Below are 21,967 nucleotides of genomic sequence, written 5' to 3' on the forward strand. Positions count from 1 at the left end.
GAGAAGGCGCTGTCGGACGCGCGAGCTGCCGCGAGTGACAGAGGACCCGAGGTGCTGGCGATCGGTTTGCGGTGCTTCTCCCGAGGTCGTCTGGCGGTGGCGCTGGTCGGGACGCCGGACGACGACGGGCTCGCGCGCCTTCACGCCCTCACCCGGCACCTGGAGGACCTCGCGGGCATCGAACTGGTCGTCGACCTCGCGGGCTTCCGAGGATGCAGCCGATCCCTGCTGCGCGTGCTCCACCAGGTGCGTGGTGGCCGCACCAGGGCCGGCGCGCGGTGCGAGACCGACGACGTCATCTCTCGCCGACGCCGACCGCCGGCAGGTGCCCGGTGAGGACCCCTTCGTCGCGGCGCAGACGAACGCTCAGGAGGAGTCGCCTGGTCGTCACCCGGCTCGTGGGCCCGGGATCGCCGGGCAGCCGATCTGGTGGCCGTACTCGTCGCGGAGCTCGTCGGGCAGGTTGAGCACGGTCACGGCGGCCTCGGCGACCAGGCAACGGATGCGCGCGTGGCCGAGCACCCGCGCCAGGCCGGCGTCGCAGCTGCGGGCGGCCGTCAGGTCGATCACGAGGTGCCGGCTCGCGAGGTGGTGCACCTCGCGGAGGACCGCGTCGATGTCGCGCACCGTCGCGTGGTCGATGTGCCCGCCCAGCGCCACGACGAGGGCGCCGTCGTCGAACCGGCGTATCGCGATCACCGCGCGCCCCGAGCGGGCGCCGGCGAGGGCCTCGTCGACGGCCTCGGCCACGGCGGCACGGCGCCGTTGCTCAGTGGTGCCGGTGCGCATCGCTTCGCGCACCACGGTGTCGACGATCATCAGGACCCCTGGGTCTCGACTTCTGAGGAGGTCGCTGCTCGCTCAACGGCTCGTGGTCCTGGGCTACCCACGACGGCCGGCCCGACTCCCGTCCCGGCCGTTCGAGGGCCGGACCTCAGGGTCGAGGCAGATCGCTCGGCATCAGGCCCTCGGAACGTCCGGCGAGCCCTTCGGACGCCCCTCCCGCGCCGCGACGGACCTCGGCGGCGGTCTCTTCGACCAGCGCACCGGTCTCGGCCATGGTCTCGGCGGGGAAGGGCATCGGCAGGGTCCTCAACTGCTGCAGGCCGATCGCTCCCACGGCGGCGGCACCACTGCCGTACACGGCGGTGGCGACGAGCGCGGCACCCGACGGCGGGAGCCAACGCTCCAGCAGACGCAGGCTCGCGCGGTACGCCGACGCCGACGCTGCGAGCCCCAGGACGCCCGCACCACCGAGCAGGCCGAGGGCGGGGGCGGTGGCCTTGAGCTTGCCCCAGGTCTCCCGCTGCGCGGCGCCGATCTCGCCGCGGACGAGGATCCGGGTCTGCTCGGAGAGGTCGGTCAGCGCTCCCGCGATGCCGGCCTGGGGCGACTGCTGCTGTTCGGTCATGACGCCACGGCTACCCGGCGAACGGCATCGGGCGAACCGATCCGGAGGACGACGGGACGGGGTCGGCGCACCGCTGTGCCGCGAGCGTCGACCTGGAGTGTGCGCCCGACGGGCTGGGTAGCCAGGCGTCCTGGTTGAGCCCCCCAGCCGTTCGGCGCGCTCGCGTCGTCCCGCCCGATCGTCCTCCTGGGGAGCCGATGACCACGTTCCGACCCGACACCCACATCGACCCGGCGGCACCGGCCTCGCCACCGCTCGGCGCCACCATCGACGTCCGGCGCGTGGCCGCCGCCGGCGGGGTCATCGTCACCGTCGCCGGCACGATCGGTCCCAACGATGCGGCACGGCTCAGCCGCTGCCTGCACGGCGAGCTCGACGCCGAGCCGACCGTGCTCGTCATCGACGTGGGCCGAGTCCCGGCCTGCCTCGACGAGGGCGTCGAGGTCCTCACCGTCGTGTGCGCCCGCGCCCGCGAAGCCGGTGTCGGGCTCCACCTGCTCCACCTCGGCAGCCCCATCGCCCGCGGGTGGCTCTCCGCCGCCGGTCTCGACCAGGTCTGAGGACCCGGACCGGCTGACCGGGAGAGCGTTCGGCCAGCTGCTACTGACGCGAGCCGATCCAGAGGGAGAGTCCGACGAGGGCGGCCAGCCCGATCGCGAACGCGACGAGCCCTTCGGGCACCGGACCGAAGCCGCCGAGGCTGTGGCCGCCGGGGCTGGCACCGTCGGTGTCCTTCACCGTCTCGATGTAGGCGATGATGTTCCGCTTCTCCTCCGGCGAGAGCTGTGAGTCGGCGAAGACCGGCATGTTCCCGGGGCCCGTGAGCATGGCGGAGTACACCTGATCGGGAGTCGCCGGTTCCAGCGACGGCGCGACCTTGCCGTCCGAGAGTGCGCCGCCGCGTCCGGTGAAGTTGTGGCACTGGGCGCAGTTGAGCCGGAAGAGGTGTCCGCCGCGGCTGATGTCCTCGCCGGGACGGGCTTCCTCCGCGGACGGCGTGACCGGGCCGCCACCGGTCGCCTGGACGAGGGCCCCGAGCGCGTCGATCTGCGACGGCGTGAACCGCGGGGGCTTGCGCTGGGCCTGGGCGCCCTGTTCGGCCAGCGGCATCCGACCGGTGGAGACCTGGAAGTACACCGCCGCCTCGCCGGCGCCCACGAGGCTCGGGCCACGATCCGGGACGCCCTGCAGGTTCGTGCCGTGGCAGGTGATGCAGGAGCCGTCGTAGAGGGCCCGTCCCTCGCGGACCAGCGCCGGGTCGTCGGCCTGGGCGACGGGAGCGGTGGGCACGAGCAGGGCGTGGACACCGCCGAGGAGGCAGAGCGCGACGGCGAGCGACACGGCGTGCCGGAGGCGCCGGCGCAGGGACGGACGGCGATGACGTTCAGCCACGGGGATCCCGCTCCCAGAAGCCGGGACCGACCGGCTCGATGAAGTCGTGGCGCGCGTAGAGGTAGCCGCACTCGTCCACGGCGATGGGCAGTTGGGGCAGCGGACGGGCGCCGGGCCCGAAGACGGGCCGGGCGTACTCGTTCGCCTGGAACTCGGTCTGGTGGCAGGGGCAGAGGATGCGCTGGGTCGACTGCTCGTAGAGCGACACCGGGCAGCCCATGTGCGTGCAGATCTTGGAGTAGGCGTAGAGGTCCCCGAGGTGGAAGTCCTCCTGCCCGGCGCGCTCGACCACGGCGATCCCGGGTGGCAGGCGGACCAGGACGACCGCGTCGTCGGCGCTGCGCAGCACCGTGGCGAGGCGGTCGGGGTCACCTCGCTCGGACTCGCGGAACGGGAACACCGACAGCAGGCCGCCGGGTGCCACGTCGTCGGCCCGGACGAGGGTGACGCCGTGCGGGTCCCCGGTGTCGGTGCGCAGGTAGGTCCGTTCGCCGTTCGGGGAGCGCCACCCGGTGACCAGCAGCGGGGAGAGCTGCCCGGCCGGCCAGGGGCTGCGCCACAGGGCGCCGACGAAGGTCACGGTGAGGACGCCCGCGAAGGCGGTGCCGGCGGCCAGCACGGTGCGGCGCAGCAGGCGGTGCCGCTTGAGGCCGGTCTGGTGCTCGAGCTCGACGAGACGGGCGGCGGCCGTGCGCTGGGCGACCGCGGGCGACGGTCCGTCGTGGCGCTGCTGCACGGCGACGTCGGGCGGGACCAACGTCCTGCCGTAGGCGGTCAACCCGAAGGCCAGCGCCAGCACGCAGGTCGCGAAGGTGATCCCGAGCATCGGGGTGTACCAGGCCGTCACCGTCCGCTGCGGCCCGACGCCGATGTAGTGCCAGGGCCACAGGACGTAGACCAGGACGAACGCGACACCACCGAGGGCGGCGAGGGCGAACCACGCGGCGACCCGTCGCTCGGCCCGTCGCTCCGCCGGGCTGCCCGGGGTGAACCGCTCGTGGTCGTCGACGATCTCGACGTCGTCGAGGCGCGCGCCGACGCGGCCGAGCTCGTGGACGTCCATCCGGTCGAGCTCGCGCTCCGACGGCGTCCCGTTCTCGCTCACGACGATCCCTCCGCGTGCTCCCGGGCCGGGACCTTCGGGATGCGGGCCCCGTCGTAGCGCGGCGGGTGCTCGCCGCCCTCGGGGTCGACCCCGACGAACGGCTGCTGCACCGACCGGTAGGTCCCCTCCGTGGTCTCCTCGACGATCCCGGTGGCCACGCCGCCGGCCAGGGCGTCGCGGTCGGAGCGCTGCAGCCGCAGGCACACACGCCGGGTGATCACGTAGGCCAGCGGCGGGAGGATCAGCAGCGCGCCGCGCTCGGCCCAGCGCAGGCCCTCGAGCGGGATCTGGAACACCGTGGCGGCGATGTCGTCGGCGCCGGCGACGGTGAGCACGCCCCAGAAGGTCAGGGCCATGACCCCGATGGCGGTGCGCGCCGCGTCGTCGCGGGGCCGGTCGAGCAGATTGTGCAGCTCGCGGTCCCGGGTGCGGAGACGGTCGACCAGGGGCCACGCCAGCAGCAGCAGGATCAGCACCAGCGGGATCGCGACGCCGGCCCAGAAGCCGGCCGGGACGGTGTATCGGCCGAACACCGCGATGTCGACGCGCGGGAACAGCTTCAGCGAGCCGATCAACCACAGGGCGTACCAGTCGGGCTGGGAACCGTTGGAGACCTGCGTGGGGTTGTAGGGCCCGTAGTGGAAGATCGGGTTGATCTGGGCGACGCCGGCGAGCAGGCCCAGCACGCCGGTGACCCCGAGCAGCATCGACACGCTGTGCAGCGAGAACACGGGCAGGGTGCGGTTGCCGACGACGTTGCCCTCGCCGGCGGGCGGCCCCGCGAACTGGGTGTGCTTCTGGTACCAGACCACGGCCAGGTGCAGGACGATGAGCCCGGCGAGGATCGCGGGGATCAGCAGGACGTGCGCGATGAAGAAGCGCTCGACGACGATCTCGCCCGGGTACTCGCCGGAGAACACCAACCAGTGCAGCCACGTCCCGATCACGGGGACGGACAGCAGGATGCCGGAGAAGATGCGGACGCCCGTGCCCGAGAGCAGGTCGTCGATCATCGAGTAGCCGAGGTAGCCCTCGAAGATCGCGAGGACGAGCATCGCCACCCCGAGGAACCAGTTGATCTCGCGGGGTGCGCGGTAGGCGCCGGTGAAGAAGATCCGGCCCATGTGGAGCATGACGGCGGCCAGGAACACCAACGCCGACCAGTGGTGCAGCTGGCGCACGAACAGCCCGCCGCGGACGTCGATCGACAGCTGCATCGTGGAGATCCAGGCCCGGCTGCCCTCCAGCCCGGAGGTCGGGACGTAGGAGCCCTGGTAGACGAGCTCGTCCATCGACGGCACGTAGAACAGGGTGAGGAACACTCCGGATCCGACGAGGACGACGAACGAGTAGAGCGCGATCTCGCCCCACAGGAACGAGAAGTGCCAGGGAAAGACCTTGTTGACCTGGTGCCGGAAGAGGCCGGCGATCTGGAAGCGGCGTTCGACGCCGCGCGCCACCGCCGCGGTCGGCGTCCTGCGGTGCGGCCGGTAGCCGCGACCGGTCACCCCGTCGCCGCTCATCGAGGTCCACCGACCGCCGAGGCGTTGACGAGATCGTCGGCGGCCCGGGCCGCGCGCTCCTCGCCCGCGATCCACCGCCAGGTCAGCACGACCGCCGCCAGCGCGACGGGCAGCATGGCGACGATCATCGCCACGCCCGAGGTCTCGTCGCCGCCCACCACGAGGACCAGCGCGGCCATGTCGAGCAGCGGGCAGGCGAGGAACAGGTAGACGCTGCGTCCGGCCGGGGGGAGGCGGGTGCTGCCGTGGCCGAGCACCGGCAGCCAGAACAGCACCGCACCGGCGAGCAGCACCGCGTGCGCGAGCACGTGCTCCACGGTCCCCGTCGTGGGCGCGACGGTCAGCAGGACGACGGCGGCGTGCAGGACCGTGAAGCCCGCCAGGATCGCGACGGCGCGGACGAGTCGCGACGTCGCGGGGGCGACGCGGTGGCGGCGTCGGCCCGCGAGCACCAGCAGCGGCGCCACCACCGAGGTGAGCAGACCCATGACGACCATCCCGGCCACCCCGGACCCATGGCCGGCCATCTCGTGCCCGGTCATGTGGCCTCCCCCCGCCGCGCCCGCTTGCGGGCGTGGGCGCTCTCGAGAGCCTCGGCGCGAATCTCCCGGTTCGTCGCCGGCCGGTCGACGGGAACGGGCCGTGGCGTCCGCAGCGGACCTGGCTCCACGTCGGCGGGCATCCGCTCGGAGCGCAGGGTCACCAGGAGGACGATCAACGGGTACGGCGCCAGCAGGAGCAGCCACCAGCCCCACACGACCGACAGAGTGACGACGAGGCCGAGGGCGCCGGTGGCGAGCGCCGCGACGCTGCGGTACGGCAGCCGCAGCTGGGGCCCGAGGCCGCGGCGCCGGACGGCCACGAGCACGGCGACGCCGAACGCGGCGACGAGGCCGGTGGCGAGCAGGTGCAGCACGAGAGCGAAGGGCCACTCGTCGTAGACCGGCAGGACGAGGGTGAGGGCGACGTTGAGCGTGGCCCACAGGCCGACGACGTGGGCGGGGAGCGTCATCGCAGCGCTCCGTGCTCGGCCGGGTCGTCGGCGCCCTCCTGGCCGGCGTGCTCGCGCTCGTCGAGCAGCGGGGCGAAGCTGCGCACCGGGGGGAGCGGATGGTCGTCGTCGAAGTTGAGCGGCGGCGGCGGCGAGGACGTCGCCCACTCCAGGGTGAACCCCTCCCACGGGTCGTCGGGTGCGGGTCGACGGCGGTAGCGGACCGCGGTCACGACGTTGACGACGCCGACCAGGACGCCCAGCGCGAGGACCGCCGTGCCGACGGTGGACACGATGTTCGCGGTGGTGAACCCGTCGCCGGGCAGGTAGGTGGCCAGCCGCCGGGGCATGCCCTGCAGCCCGAGCCAGAACATGGGCAGGAAGGCGACGTTGGTGCCCACCACCAGCAGCCAGAAGTGCCAGCGGCCGAGGCGTTCGTCCAGCATCAGGCCGGTGGCCTTCGGGAACCAGAAGTAGAACGCGGCGAAGATCCCGAACAGGCTTCCCGCCGCGAGGGTGTAGTGCCAGTGCGCGACGATGAAGTAGCTGTCGGTGACCTGATAGTCGATCACGGGCGTGGCCACCATGATCCCGGTGAGCCCGCCGACGAGGAATTGCGGGACGAAGGCCAGCGCGAACAGCATCGGGACCCGGAACCGCAGGTGGCCACCGATCACCGTGGCCAGGAACCCGAAGTACTCCACCCCGGCCGGGACCAGCAGGAGGATCGACGTCAGCGAGTAGTAGTCGTTGCTGGCCTGCCCGGTGGAGAACATGTGGTGGCCCCACACGCTCATCGAGAACGCGGCGAAGACGAGCAGTGAGACCACCGTGGCGCGGTAGCCGAAGAAGCGCCGCCCGGAGAACGTCGACAGCACCTCGGCGACGACGCCCACGAAGGGGAAGAACATCACGTAGACGACGGGGTGGGCGAAGAACCAGAACAGGTGCTGGTACCCGATGTTCCACAGGTTCTCGGTGAACAGCTGCGGGAACACGCGGCCCCATCCCAGCAGGCCCATCGCCGCGAGCAGGGAGGGGAAGGAGCCGATCACCATGAGGTTGGTCGCGACCGTCGACCAGGTGAACACCGGCATCCGGAGCATGGTCACGCCCGGTCCGCGCTTGAGCAGTGCGGTCCACAGCACGGTGGCGGCCTGCAGGATCAGTCCGAGGACGGCGAGGAACACGCCGGCGATCCAGAGGCTCTGCCCTGCGCCGGGGGTGTACCGGCTGCCCGACAGCGGGGGATAGGAGTACCAGCCGGCGAGAGCCGGTCCGAGCGCGGTGAGGAACCCGGAGAAGATGATCAGGGCCCCGCCGAGGTAGAGCCAGAACCCCGCCATCGCGAGGCGGGGTGCGGCGATCGCCGGGGCCCCGACCTGCAGCGGCACCAGGTAGACCCCGAGCGCGATCGCGATCGGGGTGACGACGAGGTAGATCATTCCCGAGCCGTGGATCGTGAACAGCCCGTGGTACATGTCGTTGCTGACCAGGTGCTGGGACGGCAGGGTCAGCTGCGCTCGGATGATCATGGCGAGGACGCCGACCACCAGGAACAGGAACGTCGCGGTGCCGAGCGTCAGCAGGGCGATGCGCTTGTGGTCCGTGGTGGTGAGCCACGCCGACGCCGTCCCCCGCCCGGCGGGCGGCGCCGGGCGTGGCGAGGGTGCGCTCGTCGTCGTCACGCCGGCGACCCGGAGGCCAGGTACTGCTGGTACTCCTGCTCCGGCACGGCCCGGACGTAGAAGTCCATCGTCGGGTGGTGGGTGCCGCAGAACTCCGAGCACCGCCCGAGCCAGGTGCCGGCGTGGTCGAAGGTGACCGCGAGGGAGTTCGTGTGGTCGGGGTAGACGTCGCTCTTGAGCGCCAGGTCGGGAATCCAGAGGGCGTGGACGACGTCATGCGACGTCATGCGCAGCTCCACGGGCCTGCCGATCGGCACCACGAGCGTCGGTCGGGTGGCCGGGTCCTCCTGGCAGGTGCCGGTCGTGCTCGCCGGACCGTCCAGGTGCTGGAACCGCCAGCACCACTGGAAGGCGGTGACGTCGACCCGCACCACGTCGGGCGCGCCGCGGAACTGCGCCTGCATCTGCTGCTGGCGATGGTTGGCCTGCGCGGTCACCACCACGAGGAAGACCGCGATCCCGAGGAGGGCGACCGCGTAGGACACCTCGAGGACGATGTTGTCCGCGCGGGACGAGGCGGGACGCCCCGCACCGGCGCGCCGACGCACGAGGAACACCACCAGCAGGACCGTGATGACGACGAAGACCGCGCCCGCGATCGACAGCTCCAGCAGGAAGATGTCGTCGAAGATTCCGCGGATGGACAACGGTGTCTCCTTCGGCCCGAGCGGCAGAGCCGCCGACGGACGCGAAGGCTGCGACGGTCAACCTCCTCGGGGAGCACGAGGATCCTCCGTGAGCACCGTTCGGGCAAGCGGAGGAGCCGTGACGGCGTGCTCGCCGTCCGGTGGAGAGCCGCACGGGGCGGGGCCGGTGCGCCGGCCCCGCCCCTCGTCGGCCGTGTCGGGTCGTCGTCCCGGGACTCGCCGCAGCGGCCGTGCGGGATCAGTTCGAGGTCGAGAGCACGTCCACGAGCTGGCCCGTCGTCGGGTTGTCCAGCGCCTTCGCCACGTCGGCGAGGGCGATCACGCCGACCAGCTCGTTGCCGTCGATGACGGGCAGGCGGCGTACCTTCTGCTCGCGCATGGTCGCCAGGATCTCGTCGGCGTCGTCGTCCGCGCCGATCGTCACGGCCTCGGGCTGCTGGAGCTCGCCGACGGTGACCGCCGAGGCGTCCTTCCCGCCGGCCACGACCTTGATCACGATGTCGCGGTCGGTGATCATGCCCTTGAGCTTGTTGTCCTGCCCGCAGATGGGCAGTGCCCCGACCCCGAGACGCTCCATCGTGCTCGCCGCCGACTGCACGGTGTCGGTCTCGTTCGCGCACGTGCGCTCGGCCGTCATGATCTCGCGTGCCTTCGTCGCCATGACCGTCCTCCTCGTCGATGCCGGTCGGTCGCGGCCGGATGCTGGGTGAACCCACCGCACCCTTCGGCTTGCCGATGCGGCCGCCGCGATAACACGCACCTGAGGTGGGCTGGGGGCCTCGCCTCGTCGGCGGCGTGGGGCCGCCAGCGTGTCAGGCGCCCCGACTCGACCCCGGGGTCCACCGGCTCACCCACTCGACTCGAGCTCCTGGTCCTCGTCGCTGCCCTCGGCGCCCTGCTGGCGGCCCAGCTCCTGGAACATCTCGGGGAGCATGAGGTAGCTGCCGACGGTGTAGGCGAGGCCGCCGAGCAGGAAGCCGACCTTGACGATGAGCGGGCCGGGTTCCTGATCGGCGTTCGGCAGGCCGCCGCCCCCGGTCCCGAAGCCGGGCAGCGAACCGACGACGAAGCCGATCGACCCGATCACGAAGAGCACGGCGACCCACCAGGAGATGTTCCGCGGCTGCGCGCGGAACGTCCCGTGGCCGACCTCGGCGATCTGGAGCACCGAGGCGGCGAGGAAGAGGACCGAGCCGAGCATGCTCGTCGTCCACAGGCCGACGTGCTCGGAGACGAGCCCGAGACTGGAGAGCAGGGCGGCGATCGTCTCGTAGTTGAAGACCAGGGCGCCGACGAGGAAGACGAAGGGCACCAGCCAGCCGAGCTCGGTCGGCCGCCAGGCCCACCACCGCCACGACTCCGGCGCCAGGCTGCCGTCCTCCTCGGTGATGCGGTCGTCCTCGTTGAGGTACTCGAGAAGCTGGCCGTACACGCTGACGGTGTAGAGCGCGGCGCCGACCGTGTGACGGCACGCTCGTGGGTCCCGCGCGGCGCGGTCCGTGGCCCTTGCGCCCCAGCCGGGTCTCGTACCGGTAGAGCGACCCGTCCGGCCGCTCGTACTCGACGTAGGTGGTGAACGGGCGCAGGCCGCCCTGCCGCCGCAGCTCCCAGCCCTCCGGGACCTGCGGCCCGATCGCGGCACTCATCCAGGGTTGCTACCCGACCCCCTCCCCGACGAACACGTGCCCGCTCGACGCCCGGGACGTCGTACCTGGTGCTCGCCACGGCGGCTGGACGTGCTGTGTGAGCCCCGTCGATCGGGAACACCGTCGTGCGACGTGGTGGAGCGAGGTGGGAGGAGTGCCCGATGCTCGAGAACGTGTCCGATCCGGGCGAGCTGATCGGCGTCGGCGTGACCGGTAATCGGGAGACCGAGCTCGGCACGGTCGACGCCGTGTACCTGGACACCGAGACCGAGCGCCCGGAGTGGGTGGCGGTGATGACGGGCCTGTCCGGCTCACGCGTCTCCGTGATGCCCCTGAACGAGGCCGAGTACCGCGGCGGTGTGCTCCACCTGCCCTACACCCGCGAACAGGTCCGCAACGCCCCGCACCAGGACCTCGACCACGAGCTCTCACCCGACGACGAGCGCCACCTCTTCGGCCACTACGGCCGGGACCACACCCTCGTCACCGGACAGGACGACCGCGACGGGGGCCGACTGCGGCGCTACGAGGTCACCGGCCGGTAGGCAGCGACGGTGCGGCCCGGCGGGGAGTGGACCGCGTCGGAGTGACGACGAGGCCACGCCCCTGCGGTCAGATGCGGCGGGCCCAGGACTCGGCGAAGGTGTAGAGGCCGAAGGCGATGAACCCGAGGGCGACGGCGAGCAGGAGCAGCGGGCCGTAGGGCTGGGCGGCCAGGGTGGTCAGGGCCTGGTCGAGCCCTCCGGCCCGCCCGGGATCGGCCTGCAGCGCTGCGACTCCGAACAGCACCCCCACGATGGCGAACGCCAGGGCACGGGCGAGGTGTCCGACGATGCCGAGCACCTCCACGGGCCGGTGGAGGTGCTCGGGGAGGCGGCGGTAGTCGAGGTCGTCGGAGAAGTTGCGGGCCACGCCCGTGTAGCCCGTGGCGACGGCGATCACGAGGACGACCACGCCCACGGCCCCGACGAGGAGTCGGCCGGCCGGCAGCGCGAGCAGCCCCGCCGTGGCCGCTTCCGAGCTCGTCGAGCTGGAGCCGCCCGAGGAGCCGGTGAGCAGCAGGCGGGCCCCGGCGAGGGCGACGGCGAGGACCGCGACGGTCTTGGCCCCTGCGCCGACGCGCTTGCGGAACCGCACGCCTCCGGAGGTCCAGCGGAACCCGGTGGCGGCGGCCAGGCCCTGCCACACGGCGAAGGCCACGAGTCCCACGACCACGACGCCCACCACGACGATGCCGACGGTACTGGTGACGAGGCTGCCCAGGGCGCCCTGCTGATCGGGTTGCCCGCCCCCGGCGAGCGCGAGGTGCACGGCGATCGCGCCGATGAGCACGTGCACCAGGCCGTAGCCGATGAGGCCGACGCGGCCGAGGAGCTCGACCGCTCGGATCGGGGCTTCGCCCTCCCCGGCCGCGCCGAGGCCGGCGAGCTCGCTGTAGACGTGCTCGGCGGCCTGCTCGGCGCGTTCGGAGGCCTCCTCGGCGGGGTCGTCGGAACGCTGGGCCCGCTCCCCGGCTTCCTCGGCGCGTTCCTCGGCGCGCGAGGTCTCCCGTTCGGCCCTCTTCTCGGTCGTCGTGGACGCCGCGTCCTCGCGGGACGTGTCCGCGGAGGTCGCGTCACCGCTCTGCTCCTGAGTCGCCACGGCCTCCTCCGGTCCCTACCGATCACGCTCCGCGAACGGTCGTGCCCATCGCCTACCCGGTGTCGGCGTCCAGGACGCCGCCTCACCGGACGCCGATGTGTGGCGGTGCCACGCCGGCGCCGAGGCGGAGCGCGCGGGATTCCGGTGCCCACCCCGTCACATCACGAGTCGATACGTGTCCACTTGTCGCGGCCTCAGCTAGCATCCGCGCCGTGCCCCCCGTACCCCCGTTGCTGTCCGCCGACGACCTGGCCGCTCTGGGCGACGACGTCGTGGTCCTCGATGCGTCGACCCACCTGACGACCTCGTCGGACGGGGTCCCGTACACCGTCCACCCGCACCGTGACGAGTTCCTCGCCGAGCACGTCCCCGGAGCGCGGTTCGCCGACCTGGCCTCGGAGCTGTCGGACCCCACGGGCCGGTTCGCGTTCACCCTGCCGTCGCCGGAGGCGTTCGCGGCGGCCGCGACGGCGCTCGGGATCGCGGACGACAGCCACGTGGTCGTCTACTCGAACACCGGAGCGGCGTGGGCGACCCGGGTCTGGTGGCTGCTGCGGGTCTTCGGCCACGACCGGGTCTCCGTGCTCGACGGTGGGCTGCGGGCCTGGCGCGAGGCCGGGCATCCCGTCGAGACGGGCGAGAGCGCCCCGCCCGGTGCGGTGACGTTCACCCCGCGCTTCCGTCCCGAGCTCGTGGCCCACACCGACGAGGTGTCCGCCCTGGCCACCGCGGGCGGCACCGTGGTGTGCGCGCTCGATCCCGCCACGTTCCGGGGCGAGTCCGAGGTGAGCCCGTACTCGCGTCGCGGTCGCATCCCCGGCAGCAGCAACCTGCCGGGCTCCACGTTGGTCGATCGGGCCACGGGACGGTTGCTGGACCGGGACACGCTCGCGGAGGAGCTCCGGGAGTCCGGGCTCGTGGACGGCGAACGGGCCGTCACGTACTGCGGCGGTGGGATCGCGGCGACGCTGCCCGCCTTCGCCGCCTACCTCGTCAGCGGGGCGGAGGTCGCCGTGTACGACGGCTCCCTGTCGGAGTGGACCGCGGATCCGGACCTGCCCGTCGCCGTCGGCTGAGCGGCCGCAACGTCCCGAGCGCCCCGCCCACCGTCACCGGTCGGCGGGGCCCCGGGTACGTCAGCGCGTGGCGGGGTCGACGGCGACCGGCTCGCGGTGCGCCTCGTGGTGGTTCGCGGTCTTCGGGGTGGCGAGGACGGCTCTGGTCCGGTCGTCGAGGTCGGCCTCGGAGAGCAGACCGCTCCCGGCGAGCACGGTCTCGAGGGCGGTGAGCCAGTGCTCGTAGTAGCTCCACGGTTCGGTGGAGGCGTTCGCGCCGTCGTCCTCCCACCGCCGGATCGACTCGATGAGCGAGAGCTGGAACTCCGACCACTCGTACTGGCCGGCGTGGTACGCGGCGACCGCGAGGGCGAAGGCACGGAGCTCCCACGGCTCGCGGAAGGACGCCTGCTCCTCACCGCCCGGGAGCCCTGCCACGAGGGTCTGGACGCGCCGGCGGGCGTCGCCGATCTCGGTGCCCTCGCGCTCCGGGGCGGTCACGCGGCGGCCTTCGGTGCACCCACGCCGATCATCGAGTCGCGCGTGACGAGGGCCTCGAGCTGCTCGACGGTGAAGTCCTCCGTGCCCGCCGGCCGCTGCGGGAGCACCCAGTAGCGCAGCTCGGAGCTGGAGTCCCACACCCGGATCTCGACCGACTCGGGCACGTCGTAGCCGAACTCCTCGCGCAGCACCTTGCGCGGCGCCTTCACCATCGCGGCGCGATACGGCGGCATCTTGTACCAGTTCGGCGGCAGACCCAGGACCGGCCACGGGTAGCAGGAGCACAGCGTGCAGACGATCACGTGGTGGACGTCGTCGGTGTCCTCGACGGCCACCATGTCCTCGCCCTGCAGGCCGCTGATCCCGAGCTCCGCGCACGCGGTGCTGGCGTTCTCGAGCAGCCGGGCCTTGAACTCCGGGTCGGTCCAGGCCCGGGCCACGACCTTGGCGCCGAGCTGGGGACCGACCTCGTTCTCGTAGATCTCGGCGAGCCTGTCCACCGCCTCGGTGGTCATCAGGCCCTTCTCGATCATGATGGATTCGATGGCCTTGACGCGGGCGGCGATCTCCGCCTGGTGGTCGGTGGCCTTCTCGGGTGCGCTCACGGCGGGCCTCACTTGCTCGCGGGGACGATGTAGGGCTCCCAGACGTCGAAGGTGATCGAGCCGTTGGGCTCGCCCTCCTCGGCGCCCCAGATTTCCTCGGTGGTGAAGCGGACGGTGTAGACGTGCTCCGGCGACTCGCCCCTGTCGTTGCCCGCGGTGTCGGGATAGATCATCTCGCCGTGGGCCCGATCGATGACGCCGGTCTTGCCGCGGATGTAGCGCGCCCGGCGCGTGTGGCCCTCGGGTGCGTCGGAGAGCACGGTGACGCGGTCGCCGATGGAGAACTTCGCCGCCTTGCCGGTGTCGCGGCCGGCTGGCGCACCGACCGGGACGATGCCCTCGATGAACGCGACCAGCTCGCCCTCGGCGTCCTTGCCCTCGGGCAGCGGCGCGTCGGGGTTCTCCAGGTAGTACTGCGTGCGCCGGTCGAGCTCGTCGGCGTCGAAGTGGCCGTGCCGCACACCGTGGTGGACCACGGAGTGGACCCAGTGCTCGTAGTACGGGGTGTTCAGGTACTCGTCCGGGTCCATCTGCTCCATGCCGGAGCGGAACTGGTCGAGTCCGAAGAACCCGGCCCGGAAGGCCAGGGGGAAGAGGGCGTGGGCGTGCTTCTCCCACTCCGCCTTCCACACCGGCTCGGCGGGGGTCGGGTTGATGGCGCCGATCCCTTCACGACCACCGAGATCATGGACTCCGCTGCTCATCGACTCTCCTGTGGTTGAACGAGACGGGGTTGATCGGGACGGGGTTGAGCGGGACGGTCAGGCGCCGGTGCCGACTGGAGTGGCGGCCCGGGGCGCGGGGAAGCCGCCGACGGCCTGCTCGAAGGCGTGGGCGGCGCGCAGGACGGTGGCGTCCTCGAACTGGCGACCGACGATCATCATCCCGACCGGGAGGCCGTCCCCGAGCCCGGCCGGCACCGAGCAGGCGGGGTGGCCCGTGACGTCGAAGGGGCAGGTGTTGCCCAGCATCTCCAGCGCGCGGGCGACGACCTCGGTGATGCCGGCGTCCTGCGGCGGGATGGCCGTGGCACGCATCGGCAGGGTCGGCATGACGAGGACGTCGAGGTCGGCCATCGCGGCGTCGTAGGCGGCCGCGAGCTTCGGTGCGAGGTTGCGCGCCATGGCGTAGTGCCGTCCGTGGGTGGTGTTCAGCCCGTACTTCCCGGCGAGCAGGACGAGCTTCACGGTCTCGGAGAACTGCGAGCCGTCCTCGGTCGCACGACGGCCGAAGTGGTGCATCAGCTCGGGGTCGTAGTGGCCCTTCCAGTTCAGCCCGAAGCCGTAGTTGTCGACCATCTGCGACGTGGCGCCCTCGGTGGCGATGACGTCCCAGATCTTCGCGCCGTGCAGGTGCCACGGCACCGAGACCTCGGAGACGCTCATCCCCGCGTCGCCGAGCACGGTGATCGCGTGCCGGACGGTCTCGTCGACGACCTCCTCGGACTCCGGGCGACCGAACCCCTCGCGCAGCACCCCGACCCGCAGGCCACGGGCGCCCTCGGACAACGCCGCGAGGTAGTCCTGCGGGACGAGATCGTGTGGCTGGCGCGGGTCGAGCCCGTCCGGCCCGGCCATGACCGAGAGCATCAGGGCGGCGTCCGAGACGGTGCGCGTGATCGGACCGAGGTGGTCGATGGTGGCCTCGATGGGGAAGGCGCCGGTGTAGGGCACGAGACCCCAGGTCGGCTTGTGCCCCACCAGCCCGCAGTTGGCGGCCGGCATGCGGACCGAACCGCCCTGGTCGCCACCGGTCGCCAGGTCGACGACGCCGCCGGCGACGAGCGCGCCGCTGCCGCTGGAGGACCCGCCGGAGTTGTGCGCGGTGTTCCACGGGTTCTGCACCGCCCCGGACACCGCGGTGTGCGATCCGCCGGAGAAGCAGAGGTCCTCGCAGACCGCCTTCCCCGCGATGGTGGCGCCCGCGGCGAGCAGGCGCTTCACGATCGTCGCGTCCTCGCTGGGCGCGTAGCCCTCGAAGGTGCTCGAACCGTTGGTCATGGGGACGCCGGCGACCGCGGTGTTGTCCTTGACGGCCACCGTCCGGCCGGCCAGCGGGCCGTCGGTGGTCTCGGTGATCGAGGTCTGCACGTACCAGGCGTGGAACGGGTTCTCCGCGTCCGAGGGCTGCGACCACGGCCGCTGCGGCGCGACCGGGGCCTCCGCCTCGTACAGCTCCGCGACGGCGTCCCAGGAGGCCAGCAGGCCCGCCACGAGCGGCGCGTACTCGTCGAGCTGCGCCTGGTCCAGGCCCAGTCGGTAGCCGGCGGCCACCCCCTCGAGCGCGGCGTTGTCGGGGACGGGCAGGGACATGGCAGCTCCCTCGAGCAGCGGACGGGGGGAGCACCGACCCTAGGAACAGCCGGGAAGACACGTCAATACTCAGCGACGCATCTACGCGTTTCGATCACGTGTCGCGGACGCCGTCAGGCCCCGGCCTTCTCCCGCACCGCCTCGACGATCTCCAGCCCGCACGGACCGGCCTCGGCGACGTAGAGCGCGGGGGCGACCAGATCGCGGGACCCGATGGCGTCCCCGTGCGACCCGCGACGTCGTCGTGAGAGCGCGCGACCGTGGTTGGCGGCGTCGCCCTCCGGGTCGACGTGCAGGATCCGCGCGTACTGGTGGATCGCCTCGTACACCGTCTCGGACAGGGACGTCACCGGAGGCGCCCACGGTCCGTAGGCGGCGCGGTAGCGGGCGAGCAGGTCGGCGTTGCCCGGGAGCGGGTTGTCCTGGAAGTAGCTCAGCGCCGTCTGCAGCCCGGCACTGGCACGCGGGCCGATGTGGGCGAGCGTCGACTCCTCGAGCACGAGCGAGACGGTCCGGGTCGAGCCGCGCAGCCCGGCCGCCTCGCTCTGCCGCTCGAACGCCACCTCGTCGGCCCCGACCAGCGTGCTGAGCACCAGGTCGGCGCCGGAGAGCTGGATGCGGTCCAGGGTGTCCGAGAAGTCCGTGGTGCCGAGAGGGGCGAGGTCCTCGCCCGCGACGTGTCCGCCCGCGCGCGACACCGCACGCCGGGCTGCGGCGTGCGCTCCGTGCGACCAGACGTAGGTCTGCCCGACGAAGAACCACCGACGGGCGTCGGCCCGCCGCATCACCGGTGCGGCGAGGGCGTCGAGCTGGGCCTGGGGACGCTCGCCGAGACGGACGACGGTCGGGGACACGCCACCGCCCTCGTTCACGACGGTGTGCACCACCAGGACCTTGCGCCCGCGGACGGCGCGCCGGACCGCGTCGAAGCTGGCCGAGGTGCTGTTGACGAAGACGACGCGACATCCGAGGCGCACCATGCGTCGCGCCTCGTCGGCGGCCTGGTCGGCGTCGGTGGCGTCGTCGGCGACCACCAGCCGCACCCGACGGCCCGCGACCCCGCCGTCGGCGTTGATCTCGTCGACGGCGAGCTCGGCCATGAGCTCGGCCGACATCGAGTACACCGCCCCCGTGCCCGAGGCCGAGGTGATCACGCCGAGGCGTACCGCGCCGTCGTCCGCGGGCTCGGGCAACGGGAGGCCCCGTCGGTGCAGCAGCCACTGGACGCCCTCGAGCGGCACGCTCGCACGGACCTGCACCCGGGTACGGCGGGCACCCGCCGGCCGGAAGCGCAGGCAGATCCGCCCGCGCCACGGCTGGGTGTGCTCGATGTCGATCATCGCGCCCGGCACGACCCGGGTCAGACGCCCGAGGATGTCGACGCCCCGGCTCCCGCCGCGCTCGTCGAGGGGCAACTGCATGGAGACGATCGCGCCCGGTGCCACGGCGTCGCACCGCGCACTGAAGAGCCATCCCGTCGCGTGCGCCGACCCGAACAGCGCGAAGACCTCGTGCGGGGCGAGCGACACTGTCTGCTCGGCGGCGACGGTCGTGTACATCGGGCCCCGTTGGCTTCAGGTGCTAGCCGACGCCGCGGTCGCTTTCCCGTGGCGCCGCGGACGTCGCCTGCTGGAGATCGTCGACGCCCGCTCGCATGATCGACTGCAGGTAGGTGAAGGCGTCACGGACGGCGCCGTCGGTGTCGAGGGAGTAGTAGCGGTTCCGTCCGACCCGGCGCTCCCGCACGATTCCCGAGGTGCGCAGGACGCGCAAGTGGCTCGAGATCGTCGTGCGACCGACCGCGCCCACGCGGTCGGTGATGTCGGTGACGGTCAGCTCGCCCTCGTCGCCCAGGGCGCTCAGGATCCGGCGCCGCACGCGGTCCGACAGCGCGTCGAACGCGAGGTTCTCGGACTCCACGGGTTGACTCTAACATCCGTCGATGGATGTCGACGTCTCCACTTCGGGCCCGTCGGACGTCATCCTTTGTGCATGAGGTCGCCGCCCCGCGACGGGCGGCACAGTCGCCGTCATGACGACCACGGTGGGCGCTGTCGGGGACATGGACGCGGCGCGGCGGGCGATCGCCCTTCCCGACCGCGTGGCGTCACCGTTCGGGGAGCTGACCTTCTTCGACGGGGTGCCCAGCGCCGAGTCGATCCCGGCGATCTACGACATGCTCGACCTGAACCGGGCGATCGAGGTCTACCTCACCACCCTGCCCGGAGCCTCACTCGTCGCCATGCGCCACGGTTTCCGCAGCGTCGGCCTCGACGGCAACGCGACCCTCGGCGTCATCACGCCCCGCGCCAACTCGGGCGCCTTCTTCCTGACCGCCAACACCGCGACGCCCTACGGCGTGATGTTCCTCGACCTCCACGACGGCCCCCTCGTCGTGGAGAACCCGCCGAACACCCTGTGCGTCATCGACGACTTCTGGTTCCGCTACGTCGGCGACCTCGGCCTCGCCGGACCCGACCGGGGCGCCGGCGGGAAGTACGTGCTGCTGCCGCCGGACCACGACGGCCCCGCACCCGACGGCTACACCGTCCTGCGCACCCCGACCTTCACGAACTGGCTGGTCGTGCGCGCCCTCGGCGGTGTCGACGACATCACCGGGACCCGCGTCTATCCACTGGCCATGGCCGACGACCCGCCCGCGATGACCTACCTCGAGATCGGTGACCGGCGCTTCAACACCATCCACGCCAACGACCACACGTTCTACGACGAGATCAACACCCTCGTCCAGGAAGAGCCCGCCGCCGCGCTGGACCCCGAACGTGCCGGCCAGTGCGCCGCGCTCGGCATCGTGCACGGGCAGCCCTTCGCCCCCGACGAGAGGATGCGGCGCATCCTCGCCCTGGCCGCCCCGCTCGCCGCGGCCGCCGCCCGGGCGCTCGCGTACTCGCCCCGCGATCCGGAGGCCTACATCTACCCCGACAGCCAGTGGCTCCACGGCTTCGTCGGCGGCAGCCACGAGTTCCTGCGGCAGCACGCGCGACTGCTCGACGCCCGCGCCCAGTTCCACTACTTCGCCACGGTCATCACCCCGGCCATGGCCGCCGAGCACGTCGGCACCGGGTCGGCCTACGCCTACACCGCCAAGGACGCCACCGGCGCCTGGCTCGACGGCGCCTGGGCCTACCGCCTCCGCCTGCCCGCCGGCATCCCGGCGAAGAACTTCTGGGCGGTCGACCTCTACGACACCCAGACCCGTTCCCTGCTCGAGGTCGACGACCCCCATCCCTCGGTCGTGAGCCTCGACCCCGCCGTGAGCGCGAACGACGACGGCAGCGTCGACCTCTTCTTCGGGCCGACCCCGCCGGCCGGCCGGGAGGCGAACTGGGTCCGGACCGTTCCCGGCAAGTCCTGGTTCACCATCCTGCGGCTCTACGGTCCGCTCGCATCGTGGTTCGACAAGACCTGGCGGCCCGGTGAGATCGAGCGGATCCCCGGATGAGGGAACCGGCGAGGGATCAGCGGCTCTCGCGGTCGGTGCCGAGCCCGGCGGAACGCTTCCCGGTCTCGCTGGTGAGCCAGCGTGCGACGTCGGTGAGCTTCATGTTGGTCTCCTGGGAGGACTTGACCAGCATCTGGAACGCGGCCTCGTCGTCGAGGGAGAAGCGTTCCATCAGGATGCCCTTGGCCTGCCCGATCTGGTCGCGGCTGTCGACGGCCCGCTGCAGGTTCGCTGCGGTGTCGGCGCCGTAGAGCAGCATCGCGGCCTGGATGCCGAACAGCCCCGCCAGGGTCTGGGCGTGCTCGTCGAAGGCGTCCGCTTTGGCTGAGTACAGGTTCAGCGCGGCCCGCGGGCCCCCGTTGGCCGACAGCTGGGTCGACATCAGCGCCCGGTAACCGGCCTCGACCGCCAGCGGTGCGAACCGCGGCCAACGCTCGGCGTCGTCGCCGGCGAGGTCCCGCGCGATCACGATCCCGTCCTCGGGCGGGTCCTCGATCGCCGAGATGCAGGGGCCTTCGTTCAGTTCGCTCTGGGTGCGGTCGAGCTTGCCGATCGTCTCGGTCGTGGGGTGGCGGGTCTCGATGCGCCCGTGGTGGGTGATGGAGATGCTGCCCGCGTCCACCCCGGGGATCGTGGCCACCGCCGAGGTGACGATCTGCCCGAGCGTCTCCTCGAGGTCGCGGATGCTGCGCCGGCTCGCCAGGCCACGCGCGGCCTGGCGCAGGGCGGTCACGAGGTCGTCGTGCCGGGAGGAGTTCATGGGGCCCTACCTCGTGCGTCGCGGCGGGGACGCGCGCACACGCCGAGGGTGCCGGTGCGCCGAGCAGAGCCGAAGCGCCATGGGCTGCGATCTGCCCGCCACCCGCAGGTGGGTCGGGACGCACATGATCAACGGGACCGCCGGGAGCGTTCGTACCGAGCGGAACGCTCCGCGTCCGATCGGCGCCCGTCAGGTCGAACGCCGCGAGAGCCACCGTAGCGCGGATGCGCCCACGAGACCGGCCCAGCGGGGTCCGCGCAGCTCATCGCTCCCGCGCGGTCGGGCCGGCGAGCGTGCGCAGCGGACCGGCCGAGACGCGGTAGACGACCCACTCGTCCATCGCCTCGGCCCCGAGGGCCCGGTAGAACTCGATCGCCGGGGTGTTCCAGTCGAGCACCCACCACTGCAGCCGCGAGTAGCCGTGCCGCTCGCACTCGGCGGCGAGTTCGGCGAGCAGCGCCCTGCCGAGCCCGGAGCCGCGGTGGTCGGCGCGCACGAACAGGTCCTCGAGGTAGATGCCGTGGACGCCGTCCCACGTCGAGTAGTTGAGGAACCAGAGCGCGCACCCGACCACGGCGCCGTCCTGCTCGGCGACGTGGCCGAACAGGTGGGGGTGCTCGCCGAACAGCGCCGCGGACAGCTGCTCGGGGGTGAGGTGGCACTGGTCGGCGGCCTTCTCGTACCGGGCCAGCTCGTGGACCAGTTCGGTGACGGTCCCGACGTCGGTCGGGGCGATCCGGCGGACACCCACGGGCGGGGGACACTACCCGCGTCGACGGACGGGCGGCCCGCGCTCCTCCGGCGCGAGGGAGGACGTCCATGCCGCTGCAGGGCTTCGACCACGTCGTGCTGACCGTCGCCGACATCGACGCGACGATCGCCTTCTACGTCGACGCCCTGGGGATGGAGCCGGTCACCTTCGGCGGCGGACGCCGGGCGCTCGCGTTCGGCCGCAACAAGATCAACCTGCATCGGGCCGGGCAGGAGTTCGAGCCCAAGGCCCTCCACCCGACCCCGGGCAGCGCCGACCTGTGCCTCGTCACCGACGACGCGCTGGAGACGGTGATCGAGCGCCTCACGGCCCACGGCGTCCGGATCGAGGAGGGTCCGGTCGACCGCACCGGGGCCCTCGGCCCGATCCGCAGTGTCTACGTCCGCGACCCGGACCAGAATCTGGTCGAGATCAGCAGCTACTGACCCGTCCCGGCCCCGTTCGACGAGGGAGGT

Annotated in this window: 25 protein-coding genes; 5 read left to right on the forward strand and 20 right to left on the reverse strand. The window is 72.2% G+C overall.

Features of this window, described 5'->3' with window-relative positions; translation table 11 throughout:
* Positions 1-387: 387 nt before the first annotated feature.
* Together PH191_RS21995 and PH191_RS22000 are read right to left on the reverse strand one after the other, a co-directional pair.
* Positions 388-819, reverse strand: a complete 432-nt coding sequence (locus tag PH191_RS21995) for an STAS domain-containing protein (RefSeq protein WP_274196774.1) — start codon at positions 817-819, stop codon at positions 388-390.
* A 115-nt stretch (positions 820-934) separates the two neighbouring features.
* Positions 935-1,411 (reverse strand): phage holin family protein, encoded by a 477-nt coding sequence (locus tag PH191_RS22000; RefSeq protein WP_274196775.1) that lies wholly within the window; start codon positions 1,409-1,411, stop codon positions 935-937.
* 197 nt (positions 1,412-1,608) lie between these two features.
* Between PH191_RS22000 and PH191_RS22005 the strand changes: the two genes are divergently transcribed.
* Complete coding sequence (locus PH191_RS22005) at positions 1,609-1,971, forward strand: STAS domain-containing protein (RefSeq protein WP_274196776.1); 363 nt, start codon at positions 1,609-1,611, stop codon at positions 1,969-1,971.
* A gap of 40 nt (positions 1,972-2,011) precedes the next feature.
* Here the strand turns inward: PH191_RS22005 and qcrC are convergent, their stop codons facing one another.
* From qcrC to PH191_RS22050, 9 genes are all read right to left on the reverse strand, one after another.
* Positions 2,012-2,803 carry a cytochrome bc1 complex diheme cytochrome c subunit gene (gene qcrC / locus PH191_RS22010; protein WP_274196777.1) on the reverse strand — a complete coding sequence of 264 codons (792 nt, stop codon included), beginning with the start codon at positions 2,801-2,803 and terminating at the stop codon, positions 2,012-2,014.
* Entirely contained in the window at positions 2,796-3,908 is a 1,113-nt protein-coding gene (gene qcrA / locus PH191_RS22015) for a cytochrome bc1 complex Rieske iron-sulfur subunit (RefSeq protein ID WP_274196778.1), read from the reverse strand. Before qcrA ends, qcrC begins: the two co-directional genes overlap by 8 nt.
* A complete protein-coding gene (gene qcrB / locus PH191_RS22020; protein ID WP_274196779.1) occupies positions 3,905-5,431 on the reverse strand; it encodes a cytochrome bc1 complex cytochrome b subunit in 1,527 nt (508 codons plus the stop codon). The genes qcrA and qcrB overlap by 4 nt, the downstream gene beginning before the upstream one ends.
* On the reverse strand, positions 5,428-5,973 hold the full coding sequence (locus PH191_RS22025) for a cytochrome c oxidase assembly protein (RefSeq protein WP_274196780.1): 546 nt from the start codon (positions 5,971-5,973) through the stop codon (positions 5,428-5,430). The genes qcrB and PH191_RS22025 overlap by 4 nt, the downstream gene beginning before the upstream one ends.
* On the reverse strand, positions 5,970-6,443 hold the full coding sequence (locus tag PH191_RS22030) for a hypothetical protein (RefSeq protein WP_274196781.1): 474 nt from the start codon (positions 6,441-6,443) through the stop codon (positions 5,970-5,972). The genes PH191_RS22025 and PH191_RS22030 overlap by 4 nt, the downstream gene beginning before the upstream one ends.
* Complete coding sequence (locus PH191_RS22035; RefSeq protein ID WP_274196782.1) at positions 6,440-8,110, reverse strand: cbb3-type cytochrome c oxidase subunit I; 1,671 nt, start codon at positions 8,108-8,110, stop codon at positions 6,440-6,442. Before PH191_RS22035 ends, PH191_RS22030 begins: the two co-directional genes overlap by 4 nt.
* Positions 8,107-8,757 carry a cytochrome c oxidase subunit II gene (locus tag PH191_RS22040; RefSeq protein ID WP_274196783.1) on the reverse strand — a complete coding sequence of 217 codons (651 nt, stop codon included), beginning with the start codon at positions 8,755-8,757 and terminating at the stop codon, positions 8,107-8,109. The genes PH191_RS22035 and PH191_RS22040 overlap by 4 nt, the downstream gene beginning before the upstream one ends.
* A 238-nt stretch (positions 8,758-8,995) precedes the next feature.
* Positions 8,996-9,418: a CBS domain-containing protein gene (locus tag PH191_RS22045; protein WP_274196784.1), complete on the reverse strand. Its 423-nt coding sequence runs from the start codon at positions 9,416-9,418 to the stop codon at positions 8,996-8,998.
* 186 nt (positions 9,419-9,604) lie between these two features.
* The gene (locus tag PH191_RS22050; protein WP_274196785.1) at positions 9,605-10,189 is read right to left on the reverse strand and encodes a hypothetical protein; all 585 of its coding nucleotides are present in this window, start codon (positions 10,187-10,189) and stop codon (positions 9,605-9,607) included.
* A 375-nt stretch (positions 10,190-10,564) separates the two neighbouring features.
* Between PH191_RS22050 and PH191_RS22055 the strand changes: the two genes are divergently transcribed.
* Positions 10,565-10,948: a PRC-barrel domain-containing protein gene (locus PH191_RS22055; RefSeq protein ID WP_274196786.1), complete on the forward strand. Its 384-nt coding sequence runs from the start codon at positions 10,565-10,567 to the stop codon at positions 10,946-10,948.
* A gap of 67 nt (positions 10,949-11,015) precedes the next feature.
* Here the strand turns inward: PH191_RS22055 and PH191_RS22060 are convergent, their stop codons facing one another.
* The gene (locus PH191_RS22060) at positions 11,016-12,044 is read right to left on the reverse strand and encodes a DUF1206 domain-containing protein (RefSeq protein ID WP_274196787.1); all 1,029 of its coding nucleotides are present in this window, start codon (positions 12,042-12,044) and stop codon (positions 11,016-11,018) included.
* A gap of 212 nt (positions 12,045-12,256) precedes the next feature.
* Between PH191_RS22060 and PH191_RS22065 the strand changes: the two genes are divergently transcribed.
* Positions 12,257-13,120 carry a sulfurtransferase gene (locus PH191_RS22065; protein WP_274196788.1) on the forward strand — a complete coding sequence of 288 codons (864 nt, stop codon included), beginning with the start codon at positions 12,257-12,259 and terminating at the stop codon, positions 13,118-13,120.
* A 60-nt stretch (positions 13,121-13,180) separates the two neighbouring features.
* Here the strand turns inward: PH191_RS22065 and PH191_RS22070 are convergent, their stop codons facing one another.
* From PH191_RS22070 to PH191_RS22095, 6 genes are all read right to left on the reverse strand, one after another.
* On the reverse strand, positions 13,181-13,600 hold the full coding sequence (locus PH191_RS22070) for a nitrile hydratase accessory protein (RefSeq protein WP_274196789.1): 420 nt from the start codon (positions 13,598-13,600) through the stop codon (positions 13,181-13,183).
* Complete coding sequence (gene nthA, locus PH191_RS22075) at positions 13,597-14,205, reverse strand: nitrile hydratase subunit alpha (RefSeq protein WP_274196790.1); 609 nt, start codon at positions 14,203-14,205, stop codon at positions 13,597-13,599. The genes PH191_RS22070 and nthA overlap by 4 nt, the downstream gene beginning before the upstream one ends.
* A gap of 8 nt (positions 14,206-14,213) precedes the next feature.
* Positions 14,214-14,909, reverse strand: a complete 696-nt coding sequence (nthB, locus tag PH191_RS22080) for a nitrile hydratase subunit beta (protein WP_274196791.1) — start codon at positions 14,907-14,909, stop codon at positions 14,214-14,216.
* Positions 14,910-14,966: 57 nt separating this feature from the next.
* Entirely contained in the window at positions 14,967-16,517 is a 1,551-nt protein-coding gene (locus PH191_RS22085) for an amidase (RefSeq protein ID WP_274196792.1), read from the reverse strand.
* 113 nt (positions 16,518-16,630) lie between these two features.
* A complete protein-coding gene (locus PH191_RS22090; protein WP_274196793.1) occupies positions 16,631-18,076 on the reverse strand; it encodes an ABC transporter substrate-binding protein in 1,446 nt (481 codons plus the stop codon).
* A 22-nt stretch (positions 18,077-18,098) separates the two neighbouring features.
* A complete protein-coding gene (locus tag PH191_RS22095) occupies positions 18,099-18,437 on the reverse strand; it encodes an ArsR/SmtB family transcription factor (protein ID WP_274196794.1) in 339 nt (112 codons plus the stop codon).
* Between the two features lie 112 nt (positions 18,438-18,549).
* Between PH191_RS22095 and PH191_RS22100 the strand changes: the two genes are divergently transcribed.
* Positions 18,550-19,980, forward strand: a complete 1,431-nt coding sequence (locus tag PH191_RS22100) for a DUF1254 domain-containing protein (protein WP_274196795.1) — start codon at positions 18,550-18,552, stop codon at positions 19,978-19,980.
* A gap of 16 nt (positions 19,981-19,996) precedes the next feature.
* Here PH191_RS22100 and PH191_RS22105 read toward each other — a convergent pair whose 3' ends face one another.
* Both PH191_RS22105 and PH191_RS22110 read right to left on the reverse strand, forming a co-directional pair.
* On the reverse strand, positions 19,997-20,740 hold the full coding sequence (locus PH191_RS22105) for an ANTAR domain-containing protein (protein WP_274196796.1): 744 nt from the start codon (positions 20,738-20,740) through the stop codon (positions 19,997-19,999).
* Positions 20,741-21,002: 262 nt separating this feature from the next.
* Positions 21,003-21,491: a GNAT family N-acetyltransferase gene (locus PH191_RS22110; RefSeq protein ID WP_274196797.1), complete on the reverse strand. Its 489-nt coding sequence runs from the start codon at positions 21,489-21,491 to the stop codon at positions 21,003-21,005.
* A 68-nt stretch (positions 21,492-21,559) separates the two neighbouring features.
* On the opposite strand from PH191_RS22110, the gene PH191_RS22115 reads away from it, so the two are divergent.
* Positions 21,560-21,937 carry a VOC family protein gene (locus PH191_RS22115; RefSeq protein ID WP_274196798.1) on the forward strand — a complete coding sequence of 126 codons (378 nt, stop codon included), beginning with the start codon at positions 21,560-21,562 and terminating at the stop codon, positions 21,935-21,937.
* The last annotated feature ends 30 nt before the right edge of the window (positions 21,938-21,967 follow it).

This window comes from Actinomycetospora callitridis (assembly GCF_028737265.1).
Taxonomy (GTDB): Bacteria; Actinomycetota; Actinomycetes; order Mycobacteriales; family Pseudonocardiaceae; genus Actinomycetospora; species Actinomycetospora callitridis.